Origin of the sequence: Rhodopirellula sp. JB055, from assembly GCF_043100905.1 — a bacterium.
Taxonomy (GTDB): Bacteria; Planctomycetota; Planctomycetia; order Pirellulales; family Pirellulaceae; genus Rhodopirellula.
In genome coordinates this window covers 1-23,642 of record NZ_JBICHO010000032.1, presented here as the reverse complement: position 1 = coordinate 23,642, position 23,642 = coordinate 1, and the positions used below count along the sequence as shown (strand labels likewise).

The following is a 23,642-nucleotide window of genomic DNA, read 5'->3' as shown; positions in this document are numbered from 1 at the left end:
GGGCCAGAAATGATCCGGGATCACACCATTGGGGCTGAAGACGATGATCAACCGTTGACGAGGTGTCGCGTCGGCCGCCAAAGCCAGGCTGGGCAGGTTCATCGTGAAGTTCAACGCAGCGGCGCTGATGCCAGTGCGTTGCAAGAACCGACGACGCGATAGACGTTTCGATGGTTTGCGTGGTGCAATGGGTTCCATATTCATTTCAAGCTCCCGCCGTTTGGTTGTTCTTAGGTTGTTTCTTCTTCGAATCTGACTCAGGCAACACGTCACTTGCCGCAATCACGGCAATCTCGACCAACAGCTTTCGAACGTTGTAGTCCGATTGCCGAAACGTTTCGGTCAATTGATCCAACCGTTCGGCACCGTACGACGCCACCGGTTGCTTCACAAAGTACTGGAACATCCGAGTCACAAAGGCTCGGTGTGTATCCGGATTCGCGATCGCCACTTCGGCCAATCCACGAGCCCCTTCAAATTCGATTCGTTCGTCGTCGCGAGTCAGGTAACTGCCCGATGCGTCGACGTTCTTGTTCATGTCTTTTTCGCGGAACCTGCCTACCGCGTCAAAATGCTCGAGTGCAAATCCCAGCGGATTGATTCTCGAATGGCAAATCTGGCAGCTTTCAGGACTGGTTTGCAACGCCACACGTTCACGGGTCGTCAAATCCGGATGCAAATCCGGGCTGAGTGGCGAGAACGCTTCGTTGGGTGGCCGCAAAGTACGCCCCATCACGTGGCGAATCAAAAACACGCCGCGGTGAATCGGGGAAGTCGCTGAATGGTAAGACAACCGAGCCATGATCAAGGGATGCGTCAGCACGCCCACGTGAATGTTCGGATCTCGAACAGATCGCGTCCATGATTCAGATTCGTTCGCCTCACCCGATTTTTCGTCCATTGATTCCGCAGGGTTCCAGGCCTCTCCGTAAAACTCCGCCAGACGCTGGTTGGTGAACGCCCAATCCGCGCCCAACAACTGTCGAAAATCACTCGTTTCACTCCACACGGTTTCGTCCAAGAACCGATCGAGCGAGGTCCGCAGATCCGCGATCAACTCTTTGCTGAAACCGGGGTACTTCTCATCATCTTTGCGAAGGTCGTCCTCGGGACCAAGTTCCATCCAGTGGTAAAGCATTTGCTTCAGTTTCACTCGAGTCCGAGCGTCGTCGACTATCCGCTCGGCGGCCTGACGAATCGCTGACTCGGTCCGCAATTGGTCCTTTTTGATCTGCGTCAGCATCCGATTTTCGGACGGCAGTGAATCGTGCAATACCAGTGCCAAACGATTGGCAACTTGTTGCGAAACCGTCCGATCCGCATCGAGGCTGGGATATAGAAATCGGGGTGACTTCAGTGTCATCAGCACGACCGATTTGATGATATCGGTCTCATCTTCAAACGCTTCGACGGCAGGCACCACGATCCGTTCGGGTTGAACCTCTTCCGCATTTCCGCGATGAGCAACGGTGACGAAGTCCATCAGGAAACCTTTCAGCTTCTCCTCTCGCGAACCTTTGTCCTTGCGGTGCTTCCGGAAATAGTCGCTCCACAACTGATCTCGCATCGCATTGGCAAACTCGATCGCACCATCGGTGACGGCGGAATCCCAAGCCGTATCAACCGAGATCCCTCGCTCAAACCCGTAGCTGCTGTCATCAGGTGGCATCGTGGTGGAAAGCTGAAACGCAGGCGGATTCCAACCGGGCACCAAAGCCGACGCGGGGATGATCGTTTCGATTCCGCCGGGCGGAACCCAAGACAGCGAGATACTGGCCGGCGGTGTTTCGCCTTTTCGCTTGCGTTGGTTGAAATCGATTTTCAATGGGTAAATGCGTCCGCCCGTCAGCAACAACGTGCGGCGAAACTCATCGCGACCTTCCGACTGAACATGGTTGTCGATCAACTGCTGCGAGTCGTGACCAAAGTCCATCGTGAACGACGTCTTGCTACGAACGACGATCTCATACCGCCCGGTTTGCTCGACACGCAGTCCACCGTCCCAGTGGGCATGGAATTCATCCCATGCCACGCCCTCGCCGGGACCTTCTTTGCCAAATTCAAAATCGACGACCGGGTCGATGCGTTCGATCTTTCGATTTTCCTTCTTCCAACCTTTGCCCTCATAAATCGCGACGGACAAACCGTGTTCTTTTTGGTGCCTTTCCCAAGTGGTTTCCTGCAACCCAGCGAAGTGGGCGTACAAATCCGACAGGCTTTGGCGAAACTGAGTTCCCGTCAAACGCTGCAAGGATTGACGCGGCGGGCGATTCCGAATTTGTGCCGCTTCACTGTAGAACGCGTGATGGATGTAAGCGGCCACCGCGGCGGCGTCTTCGCCCACACACAGATCCGGGTCTTCTTCTGGCATCGTGTCGACAATGATCTCGGTCAACTCACCGATCGAACCATCGCCCATCAGCGGGTCCGGATAATAATCCTCTGTTCCGACACCTTGCTCACCATGACACTGCAGACATTGGTCGGCGTAAATCTTCTGACCAGCGGACAAAATCGGATTTTCCGCGATCACCGAATCGAGTGAATCGCTTTCCGCGGCCGAAACCTGCAGGGCCAGAACAACCAGCATTGCGAACGATGCTGCCGCGCCCATGCAAACGCTCTTCCACCCAGCAACAAAGCTGGGGCAGGAAACGTGGGAAGCGCGTACCAGTTTTGGATTGCGTCGCATGATTTCAGTGGGAAGGAATGGATGTGAATCCGAGAGGGGTGGGAGCCAGAAAACTGACGTTGGATTCACCAAGGCAGGACTTTCCATTTTAGGCAACTTAGGCGGTTGAAACACCCCGAAAAGCTTCATTTTGCGGCTTCCACCTCCCAATTCACCTCCATCGAGTTTCTTTTTCGCAAGCAGCAGAGGCAAAAACGCTGTTTTTCGGCCTTTCAATCGCATGACTCATTCAGATAGGCTCGGCGACTCAGGTTCCCTGATCCAGTCGGTCCCCGTTCAATTGACCGGCCAATCCGATTGCCCCGATGGTCCGCCTCCCCATTTGATACGAGCGTCAAGGATGATGCGTTTGAATTTCTCGGTGATTCACCGACCGTTCTCCACACGTGCAGCGTTTCTGGCTGTCTTGACTGGTGTCGCTGGCTTCATGGTCGCCACCAGCCAACCTGTGATGGCACAAGGCCGCGCCGCCGCACCTGCTCAAACACAGCAAGCCGCCGCTCCCGCCAATCCAAACGCGGCCCCCTTCCCACCGCTCAGTGCGGCGGAGCAACAACGTCTCGATCAGATTCTGGCAGCTTGGGAACAACAAAGCAAAGGCACCAAGACACTTGAGTGTGACTTCAAACGCTGGCACTTTGATCTCTTTGCTGCACCGGCTGGCATCTACGCCAACAAAGCCGAAGGCGTCATCAAATACGCCAACCCCGACAAAGGGTTGTTCCAAGTCAAAGCGGTCGTCAGCTACGACGGCATGGACGAGAACGGCAAACCCAAGTACTCGGCCAAACCAGGCCTCTACGGCGAACATTGGGTCTGCACCGGCACCGAACTGAAAGAGTTCGACCACGGAACCAAGCAGTGCAAGATCCAACAGTTGCCGCCTCACATGCAAGGGCAACACATCATCGAAAGCCCGTTGCCGTTTGTGTTCAACGCGGACGCGAAACAAATCAAGCAGCGGTACTGGGTCCAGCCGATGAAGTCGAACGATCCCGGTCTGATCCTAATCGCAGCCTACCCGAAGCACCAAGCCGACCGCGCTCAGTACAAGGTCGTTCAGATCGCTTTGAATGCGAAGACGTTCTTGCCCAACGCGTTGATCATGTACGCTCCCAACTTCAACCAAAAGACGCAACCGAAGTGGGACCACTACGAGTTCGACAACGTCAAACGAAACTCGATCCAAGCTAGCTTGCAAAAGCTCTTCATGCAGAGCTTCATCGAACAGGAACCACCTTCCGATTGGAAGGTCTTCCGCGACAACTACAACGGGCCACCCCAAATGGCCGAAGGCGAAAACGAAACTCGTCGCCAGTAGAACTGAGAATGCTCGCGGGCATTTCTTCACCTCGCTATCAAGAATAGCGGAAGGGCGCGAGCCCTCCGGTGACACGCGGTGTGTCTCGCGCTACTTCGCGACCGCCGTGCTCACCGAATTCTGGCGAATCCGGCTACGGAATGTTTTTATGCGATCGGCCAATCGTGATTGGCCGCTGACAGGTCGTCGTGCCAACGTTGGACTTCGTTGGCTTCCCGGCATGGCCGACCGTTGCCAAACGAATCCACGTAGCGACACGCTGCGTGTTGTTGGCGAGCCTGATCGTATTGCTTCACCCAAGCCTGCCGCTCCGGCAATCTCCCCGGCTCGATCGGCCACACGCCCGGACGCGGCTTCAGGTGTTCGCTCATCCCAACTCGCCATGGCTTCGGCGAGACTCGAGCGCGGAAGCAATTTTGGTTGAAGCACATCCGCACATACACCGGATCGGCTTTGATCCGATCAAAGAAGTCCAGTGCTTCCGCACCTCGTGGATCAAACGTGGCGTGGGTGACCAACACCCGAAACCCCATGGGTGTCTCGTAGAGACGCAGCTTCCAATCGGGATGGGATTTCGCAAAGGATGCAATGCGTTTGCGTGCGACCGTGTTGGGCGTGCCACTGACCCGGCGACGAACCGTTTCGATCAAGCTGCCAAACAGGGCCGCTGACAGCATCGACAAGAACAGCACCAAAAAAATGGGGTTGGTGATGTCCAATTGAAACGCCACCACGGACAGCACCACCACGCTGACGACATACGCGACCACGTAGGTCATGCAGCCACTCGATTGCGGCACATCCACATCGGCAAACAGAATGTCCGGTGTGTTCAAACACAACGCCCCATAAGCGTTACGAGTCAGAACGGCGTCACCGCGTCGATCAATGATCTCCTCGCGAATCGGCAATCCGTCGGCGCCGTTGTAGGCCACCTTGGGCTCGGTGAACGGCAACATCTCGCCGCGTTTGATCTCGGCAATGGCATCCGCAACCCGCTGATTCGCGTGTTGCTGTGCCTCTTCCACGCTGATGTCCGACCAACCAAATCGCTTCACCTGCCGTTTGGTTTTTGCCCCGACAATGCGCTCGCTCGCTTCCGCCCAATACTCCGGAACAATCATCGATCAGTTGAGCACCGGCAATTGCGAATCGGGCTTTTCCACCGATGACGTCGGTGGCTGTTGGTCTGGATCGCGATACTGGCTCTCTTGATAGTGCTTGCCGTACGTTCCGAAGTCATTGAAGGCGTACTTCTTTGCCCAACGATAAACGAAGCTGCGCTCGGGAATCTCATCACCCGGTTGATACTGGCTGCGTCGCGGTTCGACGTTGCGAAGTTCCTCCATCACCTTGCCGCGAGCCGTCGTGTCGCGAGCCTCGTGCTTGTCAGCCAATTCGAGCAACAAATCGGGACGTTCCATGATCACACACCCACGAGTGTTCTGCGCCGTCAATTCGCGGAAGTCACGCAGGAAGCCCGACTCGTTGAAGGTTTCTTTCAGCGGTTTGCTGTCGTGGATCGATTCGGTTGCCAACTGAATCACGGGACACGGTTCAATGTCGCCCCAAGGTCCGACGTGATGCGTGAACCCGGTGACCGCCGGACACAACGCATTGCCGGCATCGTCGTGATAAGCGTCGATGACAATGATCGGCTTGGTCGCTCGCGTGTCGACAACGAACTGACGCACACGTCGTTGCTCTTCGCTGGACAACGCCAATTGCGGATTGGGTTCAGGACCAACGGGCCGATAGATGTGAAACCACGTGTACATCACACCCATCTCGATCAATCGATCGACCCATTTGTCGCGAACCAAATCGTCGATATTGGATTTGCAAACGCTGGTGCACACACCGACCAGCAACTTGTTTCGAACAGCGGCTTCGATGCCGGCGATGGTTTGATTCAAAACCCCATCACGGCCGCGGCGTGTGTCGCTGATAATCTCCGATCCTTCGACGCTGATCAGAGGCGTGACGTTGCCACACTTTCGAAGTCTCGCGGCGACTTCGTCGGTGATGAAATGACCATTGGTGAAAACCTGGAAGTAAACATCCGGATGAGCCTCGAACAAATTCAGCAAATCTTTGTGCATGAACGGTTCGCCGCCCAAGATGCCAAAGAAGCTGTTGCCCATCGCCTTGGCTTGCTCAATGGTTCGATTGGCAGCGTCGAGTTCAATCTTGTGTTGTTTCGCGCCGACGTCGACCCAACAACCTTGGCAGCGGAGGTTGCAACTGTTGATCACCGACAAATACAAAAACGGGGGGAAGAACTCGCCTCGTTTGAGTCGCCGTTTGTGACGATGGACGCTTCGCAATCCTTTCACACCGAGTGCCCAGACTGCTTTGGCGAGCAACCGTTTATCGGTTTCCAGCGCGAATCGTTTGGCCATGCGGAGGTACATCGGTATCTCTATCAGTTGGGGCGTTGAATCATCGGTGCCATTCAGGCGACCAAATTCGTGGTCAAAAGTCCAGACGCTTTGCGCGAGTCCCACTGGCAACTCGGCGATTTCGGCGAGTGGTCTGTCGACTTTATTCTTAGGGTGGTGGACGAGGCGACGAGTCCCGAACTGGTGTCCAATCCGAGGACTGGTCGCCTCATCCACTACGATCAACCCTAACTTGTAGCTGTGACAGACCACTCGGTGTCTCGGTGCAGTCCCATCTTAATGGCGAAGCGATCCTGGCTCACGCCGCAGAAGCAGAAATGGCCCTCCTGCGGTCCCAAGCTTCGCCAAACCGCTCGTTTTGCGGCCTCAATTCGCGGCCCAGGAATTCACGTTGACTCGATTTTTGGTCGACTCTTTCGAGTATACTGCACTCAACAACCGTTCAAAGCAGCGGCATTGGATGAGGCATTTGTTTCGTCTCATCGCTCTCCAGTGGGGATCGCCCCGCGTTTCTTGCCCGCCCCCTTCTTCCACATGAGGCCTCCCTTGAACCAACATCGACCCAAACCTGAAACCGCTCCCACAAATCGCCGGACGGTTTTGAAAGCGGCCGCGGGCGCCGTTGCCATGACGCCTTACTTCGCCTGGTCACCTCGTTCGTTGGCCGACGAAATCGCGAATGACAAGATCAACATCGGCCTCATCGGTGCCGGTGGCATGGGTCGCGGTAACCTGAACTCCGCCAAGCAATGGCTGAACTTGGTCGCCATCGCGGACGCTGATTCCAGCCGTGCTCAACAAGCCAACGACCAGTTCAGTGGTGGCAAAGCCGCCATGCACTCGGATTACCGAAAAGTCCTGGAACGCGATGACATCAAAGTCGTTCACATCGCGACCCCTGATCACTGGCACACCAAACCATTGATCGAAGCCATGTACGCCGGCAAAGACGTCTACTGCGAAAAGCCACTGACGTTGACGATCGACGAAGGCAAATTGATTCGCAAGGTCCAAAAAGAAACCGGGCGAATCGTCCAAGTCGGCACGCAACAGCGCAGCACGTTCGACAAGTTCACCAAAGCAATGGCGATCGTCAACGAAGGCCGCCTCGGCAAAATTCATCGTGTGCAAGCGGCCATCGGTGGAGCTCCCACCAGCGACGCCCTGCCTGTTGCATCTCCACCCGACGCGTTGGATTGGGACCTCTGGCTTGGCCCCGCACCGAAGGTCGACTATCGCCGTTCGGAAAATGGCAAGAAATCCAACGGTCACTATGAGTTCCGTTGGTGGTACGAGTACTCCGGCGGCAAACTGACCGACTGGGGCGCTCACCACGTCGACATCTGCAACTGGGCACTGAAGCTGAACGGTCAAACCGAAGGCCCCGTGTCACTCGGCGGTACCGCTGAGCACCCCGTCGAATACAAAGACGGGACACCGGTCCAGATCGATCGTTACAACACCGCAACCGCGTTCCAGTTCAAGGTCGCCTACCCAGGCGGCACTGAGATGATCATTCGCAACGACACCCGCAACGGCGTGTTGATCGAAGGCGACAAAGGTCGCATCTTCGTCAGCCGCGGAAACCTGTCCGGCAAACCAGTCGAGGACTTGGCGGACAACCCATTGCCAGAAGACGCCATTTCGAAGGTCTACAAGAGCCTGCCAATCGAGCACAACGAACGTCGTGCCCATTGGTTCAACTTCCTGCACTGCCATCGTGAAGGACTCGAGCCCATCTCCGACGTGCACACGCACATGGAAATGCTCAACGTCTGTCACTTGGCTGGCATCTCGGCTCGCTTGGGCCGCGAACTGAAATGGGACGACGAAAACGAGCAAATCGTGGGCGACGAACAAGCCAACTCCATGCTGGCTCGTCCTTACCGTGAAGGCTACGAAATCGAGATGGGTTAAGGATGGGACGCGATGGAATCCAGGTAATCGCATAGCATCCGAACGTTTTTCACGAACGTTGCCGAATGAATGACGCCTTCTTTTGGCGTCACTTTGCGGCCCTCGGGATCTCGCACGAACCCCGGTTCCCGCCAACCACCATCGTCATGCTGAGCCGCCAAGATTCCCGCGATCCGATTCGCGGGAATCGAGGCGGCTTTTTTCGTTTTGCCCTCACGGATTCTTTGATAGCGACGCTCCAATGAATCCAATCGGGAAGATCCTACAAATGCATAGTGATCTGGCATCTCTGAATCATCGTTGGTCAGCTCGTAGTTTCCGTTGAAATAGAGCGGGTCATTGGTCTTCAACTCGCTGTACCGCGGCAAGGTCCCATCGGGACGCAAACAGGTTCTCAAGTACGCAATGGCGGGTTCGATCGGTTTCAAGAACCTGGCGTCCTGGGTGGCTTCATACAGATCCATCAAGGATTCGATCGCTGTCTGTGATTCAGCCCCTGCAATCGCAGGCGGTTCAAACTTGCGGTCCCAAACCGGGTGCATGTGTCGATCATATTGCTGTGCCCACGCGGGCTGCGGTTCTGGCATCTGCGCACGCAGTAAAAACTCGCCACCGCGGATCGCGCTGTCTCGAAAGCGATCGTCCCCGGTGACTCGCCAGGCCAACAACATCATGCGAATCATGTTTTGCGTGATGTTGTCGTTCAGCATGTAACATCCCTCGTAATCTTTGGTCCATGTTCGCGACCACTCCTCGGGATAACTCGCCTGCAAAATCGGATAGTGCGAAACACTTGGTGGCTGGATTGGCAGACGGTCGTAGTGATGACTCCAGGCACCGATCGGGTACTGCGACAAACGAGTGGACTCCATGGCAACATTGATCGCCCGAGCCAAAGTAGGCGAGGAGGACTGGTTGGTTTCCCGCATGGTTTCTTGAAGGTGCAGCAGGAACGACAGCGCTGCGGAGGTCGTGTCGTCATCGAGCACGGTTCGGTTGTGCTTCCATTTTCGGGCTCGCCAGATCTCCCACCCACCTGGTTCTGGCGTGTGCATCATCTTTTCGGCATTGGACCGGACACCGGTTCGATAGGGAATCTTCGCTCTTTGTTCGGCACTGAAATCGATGGAGTACCCCCATCCTCCAGAAGCGAGCTGGCCGTCAAATAATGCCTGAGCGACGTCGAAGGCCGCACGCAGGTGCACGGGGTCACCGGTTTGAACAAACGCGTGAAGAAACGCATCTCCAACCGCCGGCGTGCCAGGTGGTTGGACCCAGACACGATCCTGGTCGCAGGCCCCTTCCCCGTGACTCAGTTTTCCATCCACGCTGCTGACCCACGCGTACCCACCATGATCGGCAATGGTGGTCGACATATACTTTGTGGCTCGGGCGAGCGAGGCCGCCACCTCGTCATGTGAAGGAGTTTCCTCGGCAACGCAGCTCCGCGCGACATGGTTTCCGATCCCCAGCCACCCCAGCGCAAACACAACATAAACCAAGGATTGACGACGGACGCATCGCATGGGCAAGTCCTCGAACGAAAGATCAGGCGGGCAGAGTGGAAGAGAGGCCATTCTATCGGACTCCACCACCCCCTGCTGCGCGAGCCACCACGTCCGCTTCACGAGACAACCGCAAGTAAACTGAGCCCGAGTTCTCAGCAGAACTGCACCGCCCGCTATATCCGTCGTTGGTTCAGACGTTTATCCTACGACCATGAGCGAATTCCTCCTCTATTACCGACGGCCCGACCCAACGACGTGGGTGTATCTGTCATCGTTTTTGACGATTGGACTGTTCTTCGTCTTTCGTCGGTTCTGGAGCATCCGCAATCTCGACATCGTCCTGTTGATCTTGCTTGCTCCCGGATTGTTGATGGTCAACGAAGGCTACCGCCGGCAAACACGTTTGGCTCGATTGGCTTCCGCAGAAATCAGTGCTGCCGCCAACTCCATGCCCGTGGAAGCGGAACGCGAGGATGCTGCGCCCGCCGAATTGTCGCCGGTCGAAGAAACCACCACCGAAGCCGAAGCCAACTCCGAATCTCTGACGGCGACTGCGGAAGCACCGGCCGAACCCGAATCACCGCCAACACCTCGCGAACTGACCACAGCGGAACTGACGAAACTTCAGGAATCGGATGCCTACCAACGGGCGGCGCAACTGCAACGAACCGGATTCATCACCTTGTTTGGCATCCAATTCCTGGTGCTCGTGCGAATGTTGCTCGATCCCTTGATGGTGCGGCGTCCGCTGTTGGATCCCAATCTCACGACCGGTGGATTGAACTTTCTGGGGATCTCTCTGTTCATCTTCATGATGGCCAATGTCGTTGCCAGCACGCCTGAGATCCAGCAAGAACAAGGCCCGAAATTGGGGCCTGGTTACGCGCTGATCAACATGTTGCCCGCCATCCCCACGCGGCCGATCAGCGAAGCGATCGCCGGGGCCGAACCACCGACGATGGCTGAATTGACTGCCGCGGAACAACGCCGCACCATGATCGCCAAGATCATTGCCATCTTGGCCCAGTCCGCTGTCTTGATTGGCATCCTGCTGATCGGCAATCGGCACTTTGGGAACCTCCGCGCCGGTGCCGGTTGCGCGACGCTGTATCTGTTGATGCCTTACACCGCTCAGATGACCGGCCGAGTCGATCACGTGGTCCCCGCTGCGCTGATCCTGTGGGCGGTGCTGATGTACCGCAAACCTCTGATCGCTGGGTTGTTCATCGGTGCTGCGGCTGGGTTGCTGTACTACCCGTTGTTCCTGTTACCACTGTGGTGCAGTTTCTATTGGCAACGCGGTGTCGGACGATTCGCAGGCGCCGTGTTGATTGCGTTGACTGTCTTGATGGCACTACTCGCCTTCGCCGGTGGCGAACCCTTCCTGACCCATGTCCAACGAATGTTTGGGGTGCTCAATCCCAACAAAGGTCCCCACGAACTGACCGGGATTTGGGAACTCGGTTGGAATCCGATCTGGCGTTTGCCGGTGATCGTCGGCTACGTGATCCTGAGCTTCTTCTTCGCCGTTTGGCCCGGACAAAAGAACCTGGGCATTCTGATCAGTTGCTCCGCCGCTTTGATGGTCGCGGCTCAGTTTTGGCATGGATACGGCGGCGGACTGTACATGGCGTGGTTCTTGCCATTGTTGTTGCTGACCATTTTTCGACCCAACCTTCAAGACCGCGTGGCGACGAAAGTCATTGACGGACGTTCTCGTCCCTCACGCCGGTCCTCCACCGCTTTGGATGCAGCCTGATACGGATGTCCGATTACGCTTCCCAGATCGAGACCATCGATCACGATTTGCAGGAACTCGAAGCTTCCGACTCACGGTTTGCCGTTTGGCGGATGGTGTTCTTTGTCGGATTGGTTTTGGGCATCGGCTTTTCACTCGCCACCCAACACGTGATCTGGATTTGCGTGGCCGTGGGATCTTTGATCGCGTTTCTGGTGACAGTCGTTCGCAACGAAACCGTTCGCGATCGAATGGAATTGCTTCGCAACCAATCCCGGACCCTGCATCGTTTGCAAGCTCGATTGCAACGGGACTGGAAATCACTGGCCCGTGACAGCATCGGCATTCGTGCATCTGAGGTTGAGCTAGCACCCGAGCAACAAGCGCTCGCGGGCGACCTCGACTTGGTCGGCGACGCGTCGCTGTTTCAATTGACTTCCATGGCGGCCACCACACCCGGCGTTCGCACTCTAGCCAATTGGTTGTGCAGCCCCGTCGATCCGCCGCTCGCGAAAGATCGACATGCTTCCGTCAAACACCTGGCCCATCAACCGGAAGACCGATTGCGTTTTTATGTGCTCGCCCGTGACATCGGCGGCAGCTCTGGCGACCCAGAATCGTTCGTCCAGTGGTCCAAAGAACCCAACTGGTTGCCACCGCATCGATGGTTGATTCCCTGGGGCAACTTCACGGCCGTCGTCGCCATCGCGATCGTCCTCGGCATGGTTGCTGGAACCATCACCGGCCAAGGCGATTGGGTGCGAATAGGCATCTATGGGCTGATCGGAATCGCGGTGTTGAATCTCGCCATCGGATCGTTCCTCCTCGGCCCCGTCGCAGCCATCTTTCAAATCGCGATGGCGTCGCGACGCAGCGTCAACGATTACGCCGAACTGTTCGATGCGGCGAGTTGGTTGCCGGAATCTCCTGCCGATCCTGCTGGGCCGACAGCGCACATCCGCCGGGCGCTGCTCGGAGACGCCGAGGGATCCCAATCCGCTTCCACAGGCATGCGTGAACTGGCCCAAGTCGCTCGCATGGGCGGGTTGAAGCAAACCGCATCCACGTTCCTGCTGTATCTGCCGCTACAAGCGTTCTGGTTGTGGGACGTTCGCGTGCTCCGTCGTTTGGAAAATTGGAAGTCTCGTTACTCCAACCAAATCCCCCAGTGGTTTGACGCCCTCGGCGAACTCGAAGCCTTGATGTCGATCGCTGCTTTGCAACACGATTCACCGGAGTGGTCGTCGCCCGAGTGGCTCGAAGGCGAATCCACCATCACCCTGCAAGGATTGGGGCACCCGTTGTTGAAAGACGATGCCCGCGTCACCAACGATGTCACGATCGGCCCCACCGGAACGTTGTTGCTCGTCACCGGCAGCAACATGTCCGGCAAGAGCACGATGTTACGAAGTGCTGGTTTGAACGTCGCCCTCGCTATGGCTGGCGGACCAGTCTGCTGTCGACACATGAGCCTGCCGCCCGTCGAGATGGGAACCAGCATCCGAGTCAGCGATGACCTCAGCCAAGGCGTCTCATATTACATGGCAGAACTGAACCGTCTGTCGGCCGTTGTCACGCATGCTCGTGATTTGGCTGAACAACGTGCCGCCGGCTCCACCAACCGAATTCAGTTCTTCTTGCTCGACGAAATCCTGCAGGGAACCAACAGCCGTGAACGTCAGATCGCGGTCGCTCGCGTGCTACGGTTCCTAGTCGACGCCGGTGCGATCGGTGCCATCACGACGCATGACTTGGAACTCGCCGATGATCCGGAACTGATGAAACTCGCCCACACCGTTCACTTCCGCGAAACGATCACGCCCGATGCCAGCGGCGATGAACGAATGACGTTCGACTACAAGATGCGCGACGGTGTGTCACCGACCACCAACGCCTTGCGACTGCTCGAAATCGTCGGCTTGGGCGAGAAGTGAATTTGACGACCACTCGTTGGCCAACGGCCTTTTTCAACCTAGCCTGGGACAACGTCCCAGGAACCAGACCACATACATTCCGAATTTTGGCCAACGGCCAGATTCAGCTCTTCGTGTCAGGTTGACCATGGCCGTTGGCCAAGGAGACTGATATTTCAGCGACGCGAACTACCGGTCGACATTTCGAGTTATGATCGAGCCCCCACCATGCTCCCTCAAAACTCCCCACCTCCTGAGTGATCGATCATGCAACGACGACACTTTCTCGCCGCAACTGCAGCGGCCAGCCTCGCGACACCCGCTCTCGGCCAAGCGAACTCAGACTCACTTAAAGCGGTCGCGATTGGCCACACCGGTCGCGGCAACTTTGGACACGGACTCGATAGCATCTGGCAACGCTTGCCTGACACCGAATTGATCGCCATCGCGGATGCCAACCCGGACGGACTCCAAGCCGCCAAGAAACGTCTCCAAGTCGATCGTGGCTACGACGATTACCGCAAGATGTTCGATGAGACTCAGCCTGACATCGTCGCGGTTTGTCCTCGTCATGCGGACCAACATCACGACATGGCGATGGCAGCGATCCAGTCCGGTGCCCGTGGCATTTACATTGAGAAATTCTTTGTCGCGACACCGGCCGAAGCCGACTCGCTCATCGCGGCAAGCCAAAAACACAACGTCAAAATCGCGATCGCTCATCGAAACCGATACCACCCCACACTGCCGTTTGTACGTGAGCTGATCCAGACCGGCGAGATTGGGCGTCTCCTCGAAATTCGTGGGCGAGGCAAAGGCGATCGCCGCGGTGGTGTCGAAGACTTGTGGGTGCTCGGCACCCACGTTTTGAACGTGGCAAACTTCCTGGTCGGTGACCCGATCTCCTGCTCAGCATCGCTGATGCAAGATGGTCGTTTGGCCGAACCATCGGACGTTCACGAAGGCCCCGAAGGTTTGGGTCTGATGGCGGGTAACGCCGTGCACGCTCGCTATCAGATGTCAAACGGCATCATCACAACGTTTGATTCCGTCGCGAACGATGGCACCGAGAACGCTGGCTTTGGCTTGCGATTGATCGGAAGCAAAGGCACGATCGCGATTCATATTGACAAAAGCCCGCTGGCGTACTTGTTGCCTGGCAATCCCTTTCGAACACCAACCGAACCAACTGCCTGGATCCCCATCACCGCCGCGGGAATTGGCAAACCCGAACCGCGAAAGGATCTGCGACAAATGGTGGAACACCATGGCTTCCCCGCTCGCGATTTGGTCGCCGCAATTCGCGAAGATCGCCAGCCACTTTGCGACGCGGTCCAAGGACGAACGACCGTCGAAATGGTTTGTGCCGCTCTCGAATCGCACCGTCAAAACGGTGCCCTGGTGCCGTTTCCATTGAAACACCGCGACAACCCGCTTTCGCGTTTTTAAATCAAACGCTCGCTGGAGGTGACATCCACAGCACGGTGGATTCTCCGGCCTGCAATTCCATCTGGTCGCACGCGGCGGGCAGTAGCACGCTCTCGCCGGTGGCCAGTTTCGTCGGGCCGTTTTCACCCGACAGAATCGCTTCGCCGGAAATCACTGTCAGCAAGTGACAACGGTCATCACCGGCGATCGTTTGATCGCTGCCATGCACCCGTCGCAGCACAAACTTGTCGCACTCGACCAACGTTTCCGTTCCGCTGTGAATCGGTTTGCGAATCGGCTCAACCGGCCCGCGTTCGTAATCCGACACTTCCAGCGATGATTCGATGTGCAGCGGTCGCGACTTGCCCGATGCATCCACGCGGTTCCAATCGAACAATCGAAACGTCGTGTTGCTGGATTGTTGAATCTCCGCGACGACCAATCCGCCACCCAAGGCGTGCACCGTTCCCGCAGGAATGAAAACGCAATCTCCCACTTCGGGATGATACGAGTGCAACGCACGATCGGTCTCACCCGCCAACATCATCTCTCGCAAAGTTTCGCGATCAACGCCAGCCTTCAGCCCCGAGTAAATCACACTGTCGGGTTCGCTGTGCAGGATCACCCAAGCTTCGGTCTTGCCCAGATCTGGCGGTTGCATCGTCGCACCGTAGGCATCGTCCGGGTGCACCTGCACCGACAACACACGGTTGCAATCCAGGAACTTCAGAAGCAACGGAAAGGTCTTGGCATCTGGGTTGGCTTCCACCCAGTCCTTGCCCATCAACCACTCGCGGCGGTTGGCAAACAGTTCTCCTAACGATTGCCCCGCCAGTTCGCCGTCGGTGACAACACTCTGGTCATCACCATGATCGACAATCTCCCAGCTTTCGGCGTAGTCGTCCGCATCACCGATTGACTTGTGCAGCATCTCGCCCAATCGGCGTCCGCCCCAAATGGTTTGTTTCAGCAGAGGACGAAAACGCAACGGTGTGGATGTCATAGAAGTGTCCGGATTTCCAGTGAAGTGAGTTTCGAGCGTGACAATGGCTCAAACCTTAACGCCTACGTCGAGCTTACCGCTCGCGTGTGATTTTCAGTTCTTTATCATCTGTTCAGGCGATCCGCTATGCGACATGCGATCATCACTGCCGATCGCAGAAAAACTTTAAGTCATCACTACAGCTCATCTCGGATGCGTTGCAAAACATCAGAGGAATCGTGTCGATCAGACCAACTTTGGATGTAACTCCAATCGAGAGAGTTACCCTGAACCGCGATAACATCGGAAACGTCAGCTAAGTCTTGAGCGCGTCCCCAGCGAAGTTTCTGGACGACAACATCCTCGGCTGTCGGCAACCAAACCGTTCCACCCAACAAGTCCGATTGCACCGACACGCGTCGAGCGAAACGAGACTGGTCGAACGGATCATTGCTTAACTCAAATAACTCAATGACAAAATCAAAAGGCACAAATTGTAAGATTCGCCGTGTCGTCCCCGTCAACAATTTAAATTCGACTTGCGACTGCACTCGAAAGTCGTCGCCCAGTTTTCCTACAACCGCAGTGACCGAATCGTGAAGCATCTCGACCACGAAATCAGCATCTCCAGTGGCACGCGGGACACCGTACACGTTGCTCGAATATGATCCGACAAGCATGTACGAGATGTTGGACTCGTTCAACGCGGTGACGACCTTCGCAAGTGCCTCATTGCCGTCTGATACTGTCACGACGCATCCGCGACAGCAGAGTTTTAGGAAGTGTTTTGGCGATAGAAGCGTTTAGAGTCCCGATCACGCAGGACGCCACGCCGTCGTGCTATCTCAACCTCAATCTCGCCCATGCGCCATTCCGGGTGCAATCCACGAAGCAGATCGCGCGTCCGCGCAAATTGCTCGGCATGCAATCGAGCACCGGCAGCAAGACGATCGTCAAGAGACATCTGCCTCGCTCGCTCGACTTTGTCCTGTCGAATGGCTTGTTGAAGTGGTTGTTGGTCCATGCTCGTATTGTCCCAGTTCCAAACCAGTTCCGCAACGAGCCAGGGATTGGGCAACAGGCAGAACAAATTGCGTGATAGTCGCCACGTTCACCGAGACGATGTTTTGTGGCTCACTGTCTTCGACAAACGATACCACTCGATCCCAATGAAAGTTGGATGTTTGACGACCAACCATTGAACCAAAATCAGATTGCACGCGATCCAACCCGCCGTTACCAAAAACGTGATCCAGAAATCAGGTTCCGTCCAGTTCCCAATCCAAGCAATCGCTGCCAACACCAACCACGCGAGATAAAACGCCGTCCAAGCCATGCGACGGCGGAGAACGCTCCAATGCCGAGCCATCGATATCCAAGATGGGATCAGCACCACGAACCAGCCAAGAAACGCGGAGCCGAGCCCACCCATCAAAATGATCAGGAAGACAACCCCCGGCCCAAAGAGTCCAACGATTCGCACGAATATTACCTGTTGCTGCAAGCGTGCGACCGCGATGTGAATTGCCACCGCTGCGGTCAAGAGCATGAGATCCGCGACGGAAACTATTGCCGGGCTAATCGACTCGTTGGAAACACGATCGCGCAGCCGCACCCGAAAGTACTTTGCGATGCCGACCCAGAACATGGTGGCGATCAGGGAAAGGGAGACCGCGAACAAAGTGCCTGAGACGACCGCATAATCGTTCTCCCAAGCGTCCAACGGTGAGGTCCCGTCAACAAGCCACTCGAACAGCTTGTGCCCAATGACCAACACCATGACGCACCCAAACGCCGTAGCAAAAGTCCGCAGGACATTCCGCCAAATCTGCCCGGGGCAAAGCACGCATTGAATCGCCGACCAAGTCACAAACCAAGACAGGCCCGCGGACATCAGCAGCAGCGAGACCAAATCGGGCCCGGTGCTGTGATTGTATGATTGAACGACTGTACCAATCGCGATCACAACCCAGCACACCCACTGCAGTCGCGAGATTCGTTGGGTTGGCGTCATGGAGGGCCTCATGGTGAATGACCCTGACCATTGTAAGTCAGAATTCATCCACCTGTTGCTTGCCCGTTCTTACTTGGATTCACGCTCTGGGGGAAGTCACGGTGAGGGACCACCGTGCTACAGGAATGCGGCTGAGAGCCCTCTGGATTCTCACCGGGCGGCTCGCGCCACTCCGCTAAGCCCCTCGGCAGGAATGATCGGGTAAAACCTCGCGTAGGCGAGTCTCTCTGAGACTCGCAAATGACAGCGTCTCGGAAAGACGCCGCTACGTGATCAAGCCCAATGACTCCCGCTCACGTGCTTAAGACACACGGAACTCGAGATCACTCGTATTCGCGGACTTGGCGTGCGATCGCGGCGGCCAGTGCGTCGCGGACGCTTTCGATCGTGATCCGGTCGAAGATCTGCTGGAAGAATCCACTGACGATCATGCGAGTGGCTTCCTTCTGCGTGAAGCCTCGGCAACGAGCGTAGAAGATTTGCTCTTCGTCGACCTTGGCTGTTGTGCTGCCGTGGGTGCAACGCACGTCATCAGCTTCGATCTCCAAACCAGGAATCGAATCGGCTCGCGAATGATTGGACAGCACCAAGTTGTCGTTGCGTTGGTAACCGTCGGTCTTCTGAGCGACCTTGTCGACCTTGATCATCCCACGCCACACGGTACGGCTCTTGTCCTGCTGAGCGGACTTGTACAGAAAGTCGCTGTGGCAGTTCGGCGCCCGGTGGTACTGCTGGGTGTGATAGGCCAAGTGCTGACGGCCTTCCGTGAACATCACGCCATTGACTTGGCAGTTGGCTCCCTCGCCAACCATGTCGACCGATTGGTTGACCTTAGACAATCCGGAACCCATCGCAGCGATGGTCCACTGAAGCTGCGAATCGCGGTCGATATTGGCTTGTTGGTGCGCGAAGTGATAGGTCTTGTGGCCCCATTCTTGGACGTTGACGTACCGCAGATGCGAACCAGGTTTCTGGATCAGCTCGACCGCGCCCATGTGCAAACCGGCTGCTTCTGGATTGGCACTGTTGCACTCGTGAAGAACCGTCGCTTCGGCGCCGTCTTCCAACACGATCAATGTGTGAGCCGTGTCAGTTCCGCCGTCGCTCAGCGTTGAACCAAGGTAAATCGGTTTTTCGATCACGACGCCACGGGGCACGTACAGAAATTGACCACCGGACCAAAACGCAGCATGCAGTGCAGCGAACTTGTCGTAGTCAGGATCCACGACCGTGTAGAGAAACGGGCGGACCTTGTCCGGTTGTTCGCGGCACAGACGTTCCAAGCTGCCGAAGATCACGCCTTTTGCGGCGAGTTCTTCGTCGAGTGATTCGGAAACCACTTGGCTGTCGTAGGTTTCTAAAACGCCGCCGGGTTCCACTCCATCGCGAAGTTGGTGAACAGCGGGGACATCGCCCGCGGTCGGTTCGACCGGCGGAGCGAACTTTTTGATTTGGAAGGTTCGAATGTCCGTGCGGATCCATTCTTCGCTACGACGAGCGGGCCAATCCATCGCGTCGGCGTGCGAAAACGATTCCCGTCGCAGATCGGTCAACCATTGCGGTTCATCTTTCCGCGATGCGAGAAAGGCTTCGAAGCCGGCGGCATCGAACGTGAGGGTTGAGGTGGTGGTCATGGAGAAAAAATGAAAAGGGTGTTTAGTGAATGGAAGGTCGCTAGGAAAAGCCGCTGAGAAAGACTCGGGTGTCAATCAACCTTGTTCATTGCGAACTCGGCGGGGACCGCCGAGCTACATGTTGTGGTGGGCAACAGATCGTCTTAGCGGAGCGGCGCGAGCCGCCCGATGCGTCACCGGAGGGCTCGCGCCCTTCCGTTATCAATGCGCCATTTTCAAGTGCGACCAAGGAAAGCCGCGAGCAACTGGTGTTTGCGTGTCGACGATGAATCAGCCGACGCTGCCTTCCATTTGCAGTTGGATCAATCGGTTCATTTCGACGGCGTATTCCATCGGCAATTCTTTAACGAGCGGCTCAATGAAACCGTTGACGATCATCGTGCTGGCTTCGGATTCGGTCAGACCACGACTGAGCAGATAGAACATTTGCTCTTCGCCGATTCGCGAAACGCTGGCTTCGTGACCGATCTGGACGTCTTGTTCCGCGATCTCGATGTACGGGTACGTGTCGCTGCGGCTTTCGGGGTCCAGGATCAACGCATCACAGACAACGTTGTTCTTGCTGTTGTGAGCCCCCGGTTCAACGCGAACCAAACCGCGGTAACTGCTGCGTCCGCCATTCTTGCTGATCGATTTGCTGATGATTTGGCCCGTTGTGTTCGGAGCCGCGTGCACCAGTTTCGCACCAGCGTCTTGGTGTTGACCGGCGGACGAGAACGCGATCGAAAGGATCTCGCCCCGGGCACCGGGTTCCATCATGTGAACGGCGGGGTACTTCATCGTCAGCTTGCTGCCGAGGTTCCCGTCGACCCACTCCATCGTCGCGTCCTGGTACGCATAAGCACGTTTGGTGACCAGGTTGTAGATGTTGTTGGCCCAGTTTTGGATCGTCGTGTAACGACAACGAGCGTCCTTTTTAACGATCACTTCCACGACCGCACTGTGCAGCGATTCGGTGGTGTACATCGGAGCGGTGCAGCCCTCGACGTAGTGAATGCTGGCACCTTCGTCGACAATGATCAACGTTCGTTCGAATTGCCCCATGCTTTCCGCGTTGATACGGAAGTACGCTTGCAAGGGGAATTCGATGTGCACGCCAGGTGGCACATAGATGAACGAACCCCCGGACCAAACCGCACTGTTGAGAGCGGCGAATTTGTTGTCGGTCGGCGGGATGACCTTGCCGAAGTACTCTTGCAACAATTCGGGGTGTTCGCGGACTGCGGTGTCGGTGTCGGTGAACAACACGCCTTGTTTGGCAAGGTCTTCCTGCAGCGATCCGTAAACGACTTCGCTTTCGAACTGAGCCTTGACGCCGGCCAAGAATTTCTTCTCGGCTTCGGGAATGCCCAGCTTGTCGAACGTGTCTTTGATTTCTTGAGGAACGTCGTCCCAAGACTTCTCGGACTGGCCGGTTGGTTTGAGGTAGTAATAGATGTCTTGGAAATCCAAATCCAGCGCGCCACCCCATTCGGGCATCGGTCGCGATTCAAACTCGGCCAGGGACTTCAAGCGGAATTCCCGCATCCAGTCTGGCTCGTTCTTGATGTCTGAAATTTGATTGACGACTTCCGCGTTCAGGCCCTTTTGGGCTTTGAAAACACCGGTCGTTTCGGTGCGGAAGTTGTACTTATTGATTTCGCCGATTTGGTCGTTTTCAGTGACGTCGGTCGCCATGGGTAAAGCTCAGTAGGCGTGGTGTGGAGTCTGTTTCGGTAGGAATCGTCGCTGTCGATCAGACGGCGGTTTCTTCAGCCAACATTTCTTGGTTGGCAGCTTCGGCTTCGGGGTACGACTTGCGGATGCGGTCATAACCATGCTCGTGCAATTCCACGGCCAATTCTTTGCCACCGGTTTCCACCAAGCGGCCACCGAGCATCACGTGCGTGTATTCCGGTGGATTGTGCACCAACAATTTGTCGTGGTGCGTGATGATCAACAGCCCCATCTTTTCGCGGCCGATGTCGGCGATCGATTCGCTGGCCAATCGCACAGCGTCGGCATCCAAGCCCGAGTCGGTTTCGTCGAGGACCGCGAATTTGGGCTGCAACATGGCGAGTTGAAGGATCTCAGCTCGCTTCATTTCGCCGCCAGAGAAACCATCGTTGACATAGCGGCGAGCGAACTCGACATCCATTCGCAGGTGAGCCATCTTTTCCTTCAGCTCCTTGCGGAACTCACGCATCGGAATCAACTCTTCGCCTTCTTTGCGATCCGGATTGCGAACGTTGGTCGTTGCGTGACGAAGGAAGTCAGCCATCTTCACGCCAGGAATTGCCATCGGACGTTGGAACGCCATGAAGATGCCTGCCCGAGCTCGCTCGTCGGGTGCCATCGCCAAGACGTCTTCGCCATCCAAGGTGATGCTGCCATCGGTCACCGTGTAACCAGGGTGCCCCATGATCGCCAAACCCAGCGTGCTTTTGCCGCTGCCGTTGGGTCCCATCAAAGCGTGTGTCTCGCCATGGTTGATCGTCAGGTTCACGCCGCGCAGAATCGGTTTGTCACCGACGGAAACGTGCAGGTTTTCGATTTTCAGGATGTGATTCATGGCAAGACAAGCCTTCAAGAGATAAACAGTTGGTCGTATAGCGAGATCGGTGAAAGTCGTGCTCTCAATCCGATTCGGAATGGGATGTTGGGTTGGTGTCGCTGTCGGATTTGGTGGAAAACTGGCAACAGGAGTCACCGTCCATCCGGCAACTGCTCAGATGAACGTCTTCGCCCAAAGCTTCGGACAACATTTGTTCTTCGAGTCGGCACATCGACCGGTCGCCCGCCGCAGCGGTCAAACTTGGGTAGGGACATGCCTCGATGTCCAAAACCGGTAGGACACCGTCTGTTTGAGACGTCGCCTCGATCAGCGAGGCCGAAATCTCCTTCGTCTGCAGCATCGACGTCAATCGCTGCATCCTTTCTTGGAACGAAACTTCGTCCCCATCATTTGTCTGACACGAACACGCCGGTTTGTTTTTGTCGTGATCCATCAGACCATCGGCATCGCTCTGCAATGCCGCGGCAAATTGACGCCCCAATCGAGAAGCGATCGCAGAAATCAATTTTTCGCGAACGTCTCCATCGGGGATCGCAACAATCTCCGCCCACATGGCCTCGGCCAACTCGGTCGCATCCGCACCCGCACGGCGATACCCGGCGGGCGTCAACACGTAGTGGTAGGTCGGCCGACCACGACCAGCGACGACTTTCTCTCGAGCGATCAACCCAACCTCGAGCAACCGTTCGACACGTTGTCGAACCGCCGTCGCGGTCACGCCCAATTGCTTTGTCAATTCACCAATCGCCTTCGGTTCACCACTGCGAAGACACTGCAACAACTCCCGATCCACGCTCCGAACCGCTGACGCGTTGACAGCCGCTTGCGCTCGCGATGTCGCCACCGAAACGGGACGCTCGCTCGACGGATCGGAAGTCGAATCAGAGGTGGAAGAAGACGTTGCCATACACCCAGTATTCCAATCCTTTGATTTTTGACAACCGTTGTTGCGAAAAATAGATCGAGAACCCCCTCACAGGAAATTCCCCGTCTCGTTAGGATCTGGGCGGTTTGAGGGCGATTCTGTCTTTTGAACCCAAAGAGGGGGTCGAATCCGACCTCCGATTTTTCTTCGATACCCCCAGATGAGTGGATTTTTTGATGAAAGCCGTCGCGGTCAGGCCAGGGACTCCCAACAGTGTTCACATGCAAGAGATCGCTCGCCCATCGGTCGACCAGGTCGCCGACGGCTTGGGTGTCTTGGTCAAAGTCTTGAAGGTTGGCGTCGACGCGACGGACCGCGAAATCAATGATGCGTTGTACGGCAACGCCCCCGAAGGCGACGACTACTTGGTCATCGGTCACGAGTGCTTTGGCGTTGTTGAAGCCGTCGGCGAGAACGTCAAACGAGTCAAACCGGGCGACTTCGTGACCGCCACGGTTCGCCGTCCTGGGAATTCGATCTATGACTTGATCGGCACCAACGACATGACCAGCGAAGAAACCTACTACGAACGCGGCATCAACCTGCGTCATGGTTTCTTGACCGAGTACTTCGTGGACGAAGAAGAATACATCGTTCGCGTGCCGCAGGGTCTG

At 56.3% G+C, this 23,642-nt stretch carries 19 protein-coding genes; 7 read left to right on the top strand and 12 right to left on the bottom strand.

The genetic code is table 11. From position 1 onward, the window contains the following. Positions 1 to 198, bottom strand: a 198-nt coding sequence (locus ACF8AM_RS01175; RefSeq protein ID WP_392553872.1) for a twin-arginine translocation signal domain-containing protein, incomplete at its 3' end; no start/stop codon positions are given. Positions 199 to 205: 7 nt separating this feature from the next. After that, the gene (locus ACF8AM_RS01170; protein WP_392553870.1) at positions 206 to 2,692 is read right to left on the bottom strand and encodes a PA14 domain-containing protein; all 2,487 of its coding nucleotides are present in this window, start codon (positions 2,690 to 2,692) and stop codon (positions 206 to 208) included. Positions 2,693 to 3,032: 340 nt separating this feature from the next. On the opposite strand from ACF8AM_RS01170, the gene ACF8AM_RS01165 reads away from it, so the two are divergent. Further along, positions 3,033 to 4,013: a TIGR03009 domain-containing protein gene (locus tag ACF8AM_RS01165; RefSeq protein ID WP_392553871.1), complete on the top strand. Its 981-nt coding sequence runs from the start codon at positions 3,033 to 3,035 to the stop codon at positions 4,011 to 4,013. A 146-nt stretch (positions 4,014 to 4,159) separates the two neighbouring features. Here the strand turns inward: ACF8AM_RS01165 and ACF8AM_RS01160 are convergent, their stop codons facing one another. Further along, positions 4,160 to 5,137 carry a hypothetical protein gene (locus ACF8AM_RS01160; RefSeq protein ID WP_392553869.1) on the bottom strand — a complete coding sequence of 326 codons (978 nt, stop codon included), beginning with the start codon at positions 5,135 to 5,137 and terminating at the stop codon, positions 4,160 to 4,162. A gap of 3 nt (positions 5,138 to 5,140) precedes the next feature. Then, the gene (locus tag ACF8AM_RS01155) at positions 5,141 to 6,415 is read right to left on the bottom strand and encodes a radical SAM protein (protein WP_392553868.1); all 1,275 of its coding nucleotides are present in this window, start codon (positions 6,413 to 6,415) and stop codon (positions 5,141 to 5,143) included. A gap of 546 nt (positions 6,416 to 6,961) precedes the next feature. Here ACF8AM_RS01155 and ACF8AM_RS01150 point away from each other — a divergent pair. Continuing rightward, positions 6,962 to 8,332: a Gfo/Idh/MocA family protein gene (locus tag ACF8AM_RS01150; protein WP_392553867.1), complete on the top strand. Its 1,371-nt coding sequence runs from the start codon at positions 6,962 to 6,964 to the stop codon at positions 8,330 to 8,332. Here the strand turns inward: ACF8AM_RS01150 and ACF8AM_RS01145 are convergent. After that, complete coding sequence (locus tag ACF8AM_RS01145) at positions 8,329 to 9,909, bottom strand: polysaccharide lyase (RefSeq protein WP_392553866.1); 1,581 nt, start codon at positions 9,907 to 9,909, stop codon at positions 8,329 to 8,331. The genes ACF8AM_RS01150 and ACF8AM_RS01145 overlap by 4 nt on opposite strands. 142 nt (positions 9,910 to 10,051) lie before the next feature. Here ACF8AM_RS01145 and ACF8AM_RS01140 point away from each other — a divergent pair, with 142 nt between their 5' ends. From ACF8AM_RS01140 to ACF8AM_RS01130, 3 genes are all read left to right on the top strand, one after another. After that, a complete protein-coding gene (locus ACF8AM_RS01140; RefSeq protein ID WP_392553865.1) occupies positions 10,052 to 11,599 on the top strand; it encodes a hypothetical protein in 1,548 nt (515 codons plus the stop codon). Between the two features lie 5 nt (positions 11,600 to 11,604). After that, positions 11,605 to 13,512: a MutS family DNA mismatch repair protein gene (locus ACF8AM_RS01135; RefSeq protein ID WP_392553864.1), complete on the top strand. Its 1,908-nt coding sequence runs from the start codon at positions 11,605 to 11,607 to the stop codon at positions 13,510 to 13,512. Positions 13,513 to 13,758: 246 nt separating this feature from the next. Next, entirely contained in the window at positions 13,759 to 14,940 is a 1,182-nt protein-coding gene (locus ACF8AM_RS01130) for a Gfo/Idh/MocA family protein (RefSeq protein ID WP_392553863.1), read from the top strand. Position 14,941: 1 nt separating this feature from the next. On the opposite strand, the gene ACF8AM_RS01125 is transcribed toward ACF8AM_RS01130, so the two are convergent. Together ACF8AM_RS01125 and ACF8AM_RS01120 are read right to left on the bottom strand one after the other, a co-directional pair. Then, positions 14,942 to 15,922, bottom strand: coding sequence for a type I phosphomannose isomerase catalytic subunit (locus tag ACF8AM_RS01125; protein ID WP_392553862.1), 981 nt, complete (start codon positions 15,920 to 15,922; stop codon positions 14,942 to 14,944). A 176-nt stretch (positions 15,923 to 16,098) separates the two neighbouring features. Continuing rightward, complete coding sequence (locus ACF8AM_RS01120; RefSeq protein WP_392553861.1) at positions 16,099 to 16,653, bottom strand: hypothetical protein; 555 nt, start codon at positions 16,651 to 16,653, stop codon at positions 16,099 to 16,101. A 35-nt stretch (positions 16,654 to 16,688) separates the two neighbouring features. On the opposite strand from ACF8AM_RS01120, the gene ACF8AM_RS01115 reads away from it, so the two are divergent. After that, a complete protein-coding gene (locus tag ACF8AM_RS01115; RefSeq protein WP_392553860.1) occupies positions 16,689 to 17,000 on the top strand; it encodes a hypothetical protein in 312 nt (103 codons plus the stop codon). A gap of 12 nt (positions 17,001 to 17,012) precedes the next feature. Here the strand turns inward: ACF8AM_RS01115 and ACF8AM_RS01110 are convergent, their stop codons facing one another. From ACF8AM_RS01110 to ACF8AM_RS01090, 5 genes are all read right to left on the bottom strand, one after another. Continuing rightward, positions 17,013 to 17,915, bottom strand: a complete 903-nt coding sequence (locus tag ACF8AM_RS01110) for a hypothetical protein (protein ID WP_392553859.1) — start codon at positions 17,913 to 17,915, stop codon at positions 17,013 to 17,015. A gap of 323 nt (positions 17,916 to 18,238) precedes the next feature. Continuing rightward, entirely contained in the window at positions 18,239 to 19,549 is a 1,311-nt protein-coding gene (gene sufD, locus ACF8AM_RS01105; RefSeq protein WP_392553858.1) for a Fe-S cluster assembly protein SufD, read from the bottom strand. A 270-nt stretch (positions 19,550 to 19,819) separates the two neighbouring features. After that, positions 19,820 to 21,226, bottom strand: coding sequence for a Fe-S cluster assembly protein SufB (gene sufB / locus ACF8AM_RS01100; RefSeq protein WP_392553857.1), 1,407 nt, complete (start codon positions 21,224 to 21,226; stop codon positions 19,820 to 19,822). Between the two features lie 58 nt (positions 21,227 to 21,284). Continuing rightward, complete coding sequence (sufC, locus tag ACF8AM_RS01095) at positions 21,285 to 22,100, bottom strand: Fe-S cluster assembly ATPase SufC (protein ID WP_392553856.1); 816 nt, start codon at positions 22,098 to 22,100, stop codon at positions 21,285 to 21,287. 64 nt (positions 22,101 to 22,164) lie between these two features. Beyond that, on the bottom strand, positions 22,165 to 23,010 hold the full coding sequence (locus ACF8AM_RS01090) for a helix-turn-helix transcriptional regulator (protein WP_392553855.1): 846 nt from the start codon (positions 23,008 to 23,010) through the stop codon (positions 22,165 to 22,167). 182 nt (positions 23,011 to 23,192) lie between these two features. On the opposite strand from ACF8AM_RS01090, the gene ACF8AM_RS01085 reads away from it, so the two are divergent. Next, a partial coding sequence (locus tag ACF8AM_RS01085) for an alcohol dehydrogenase catalytic domain-containing protein (RefSeq protein WP_392553854.1) occupies positions 23,193 to 23,642 on the top strand: 450 nt, incomplete at its 3' end.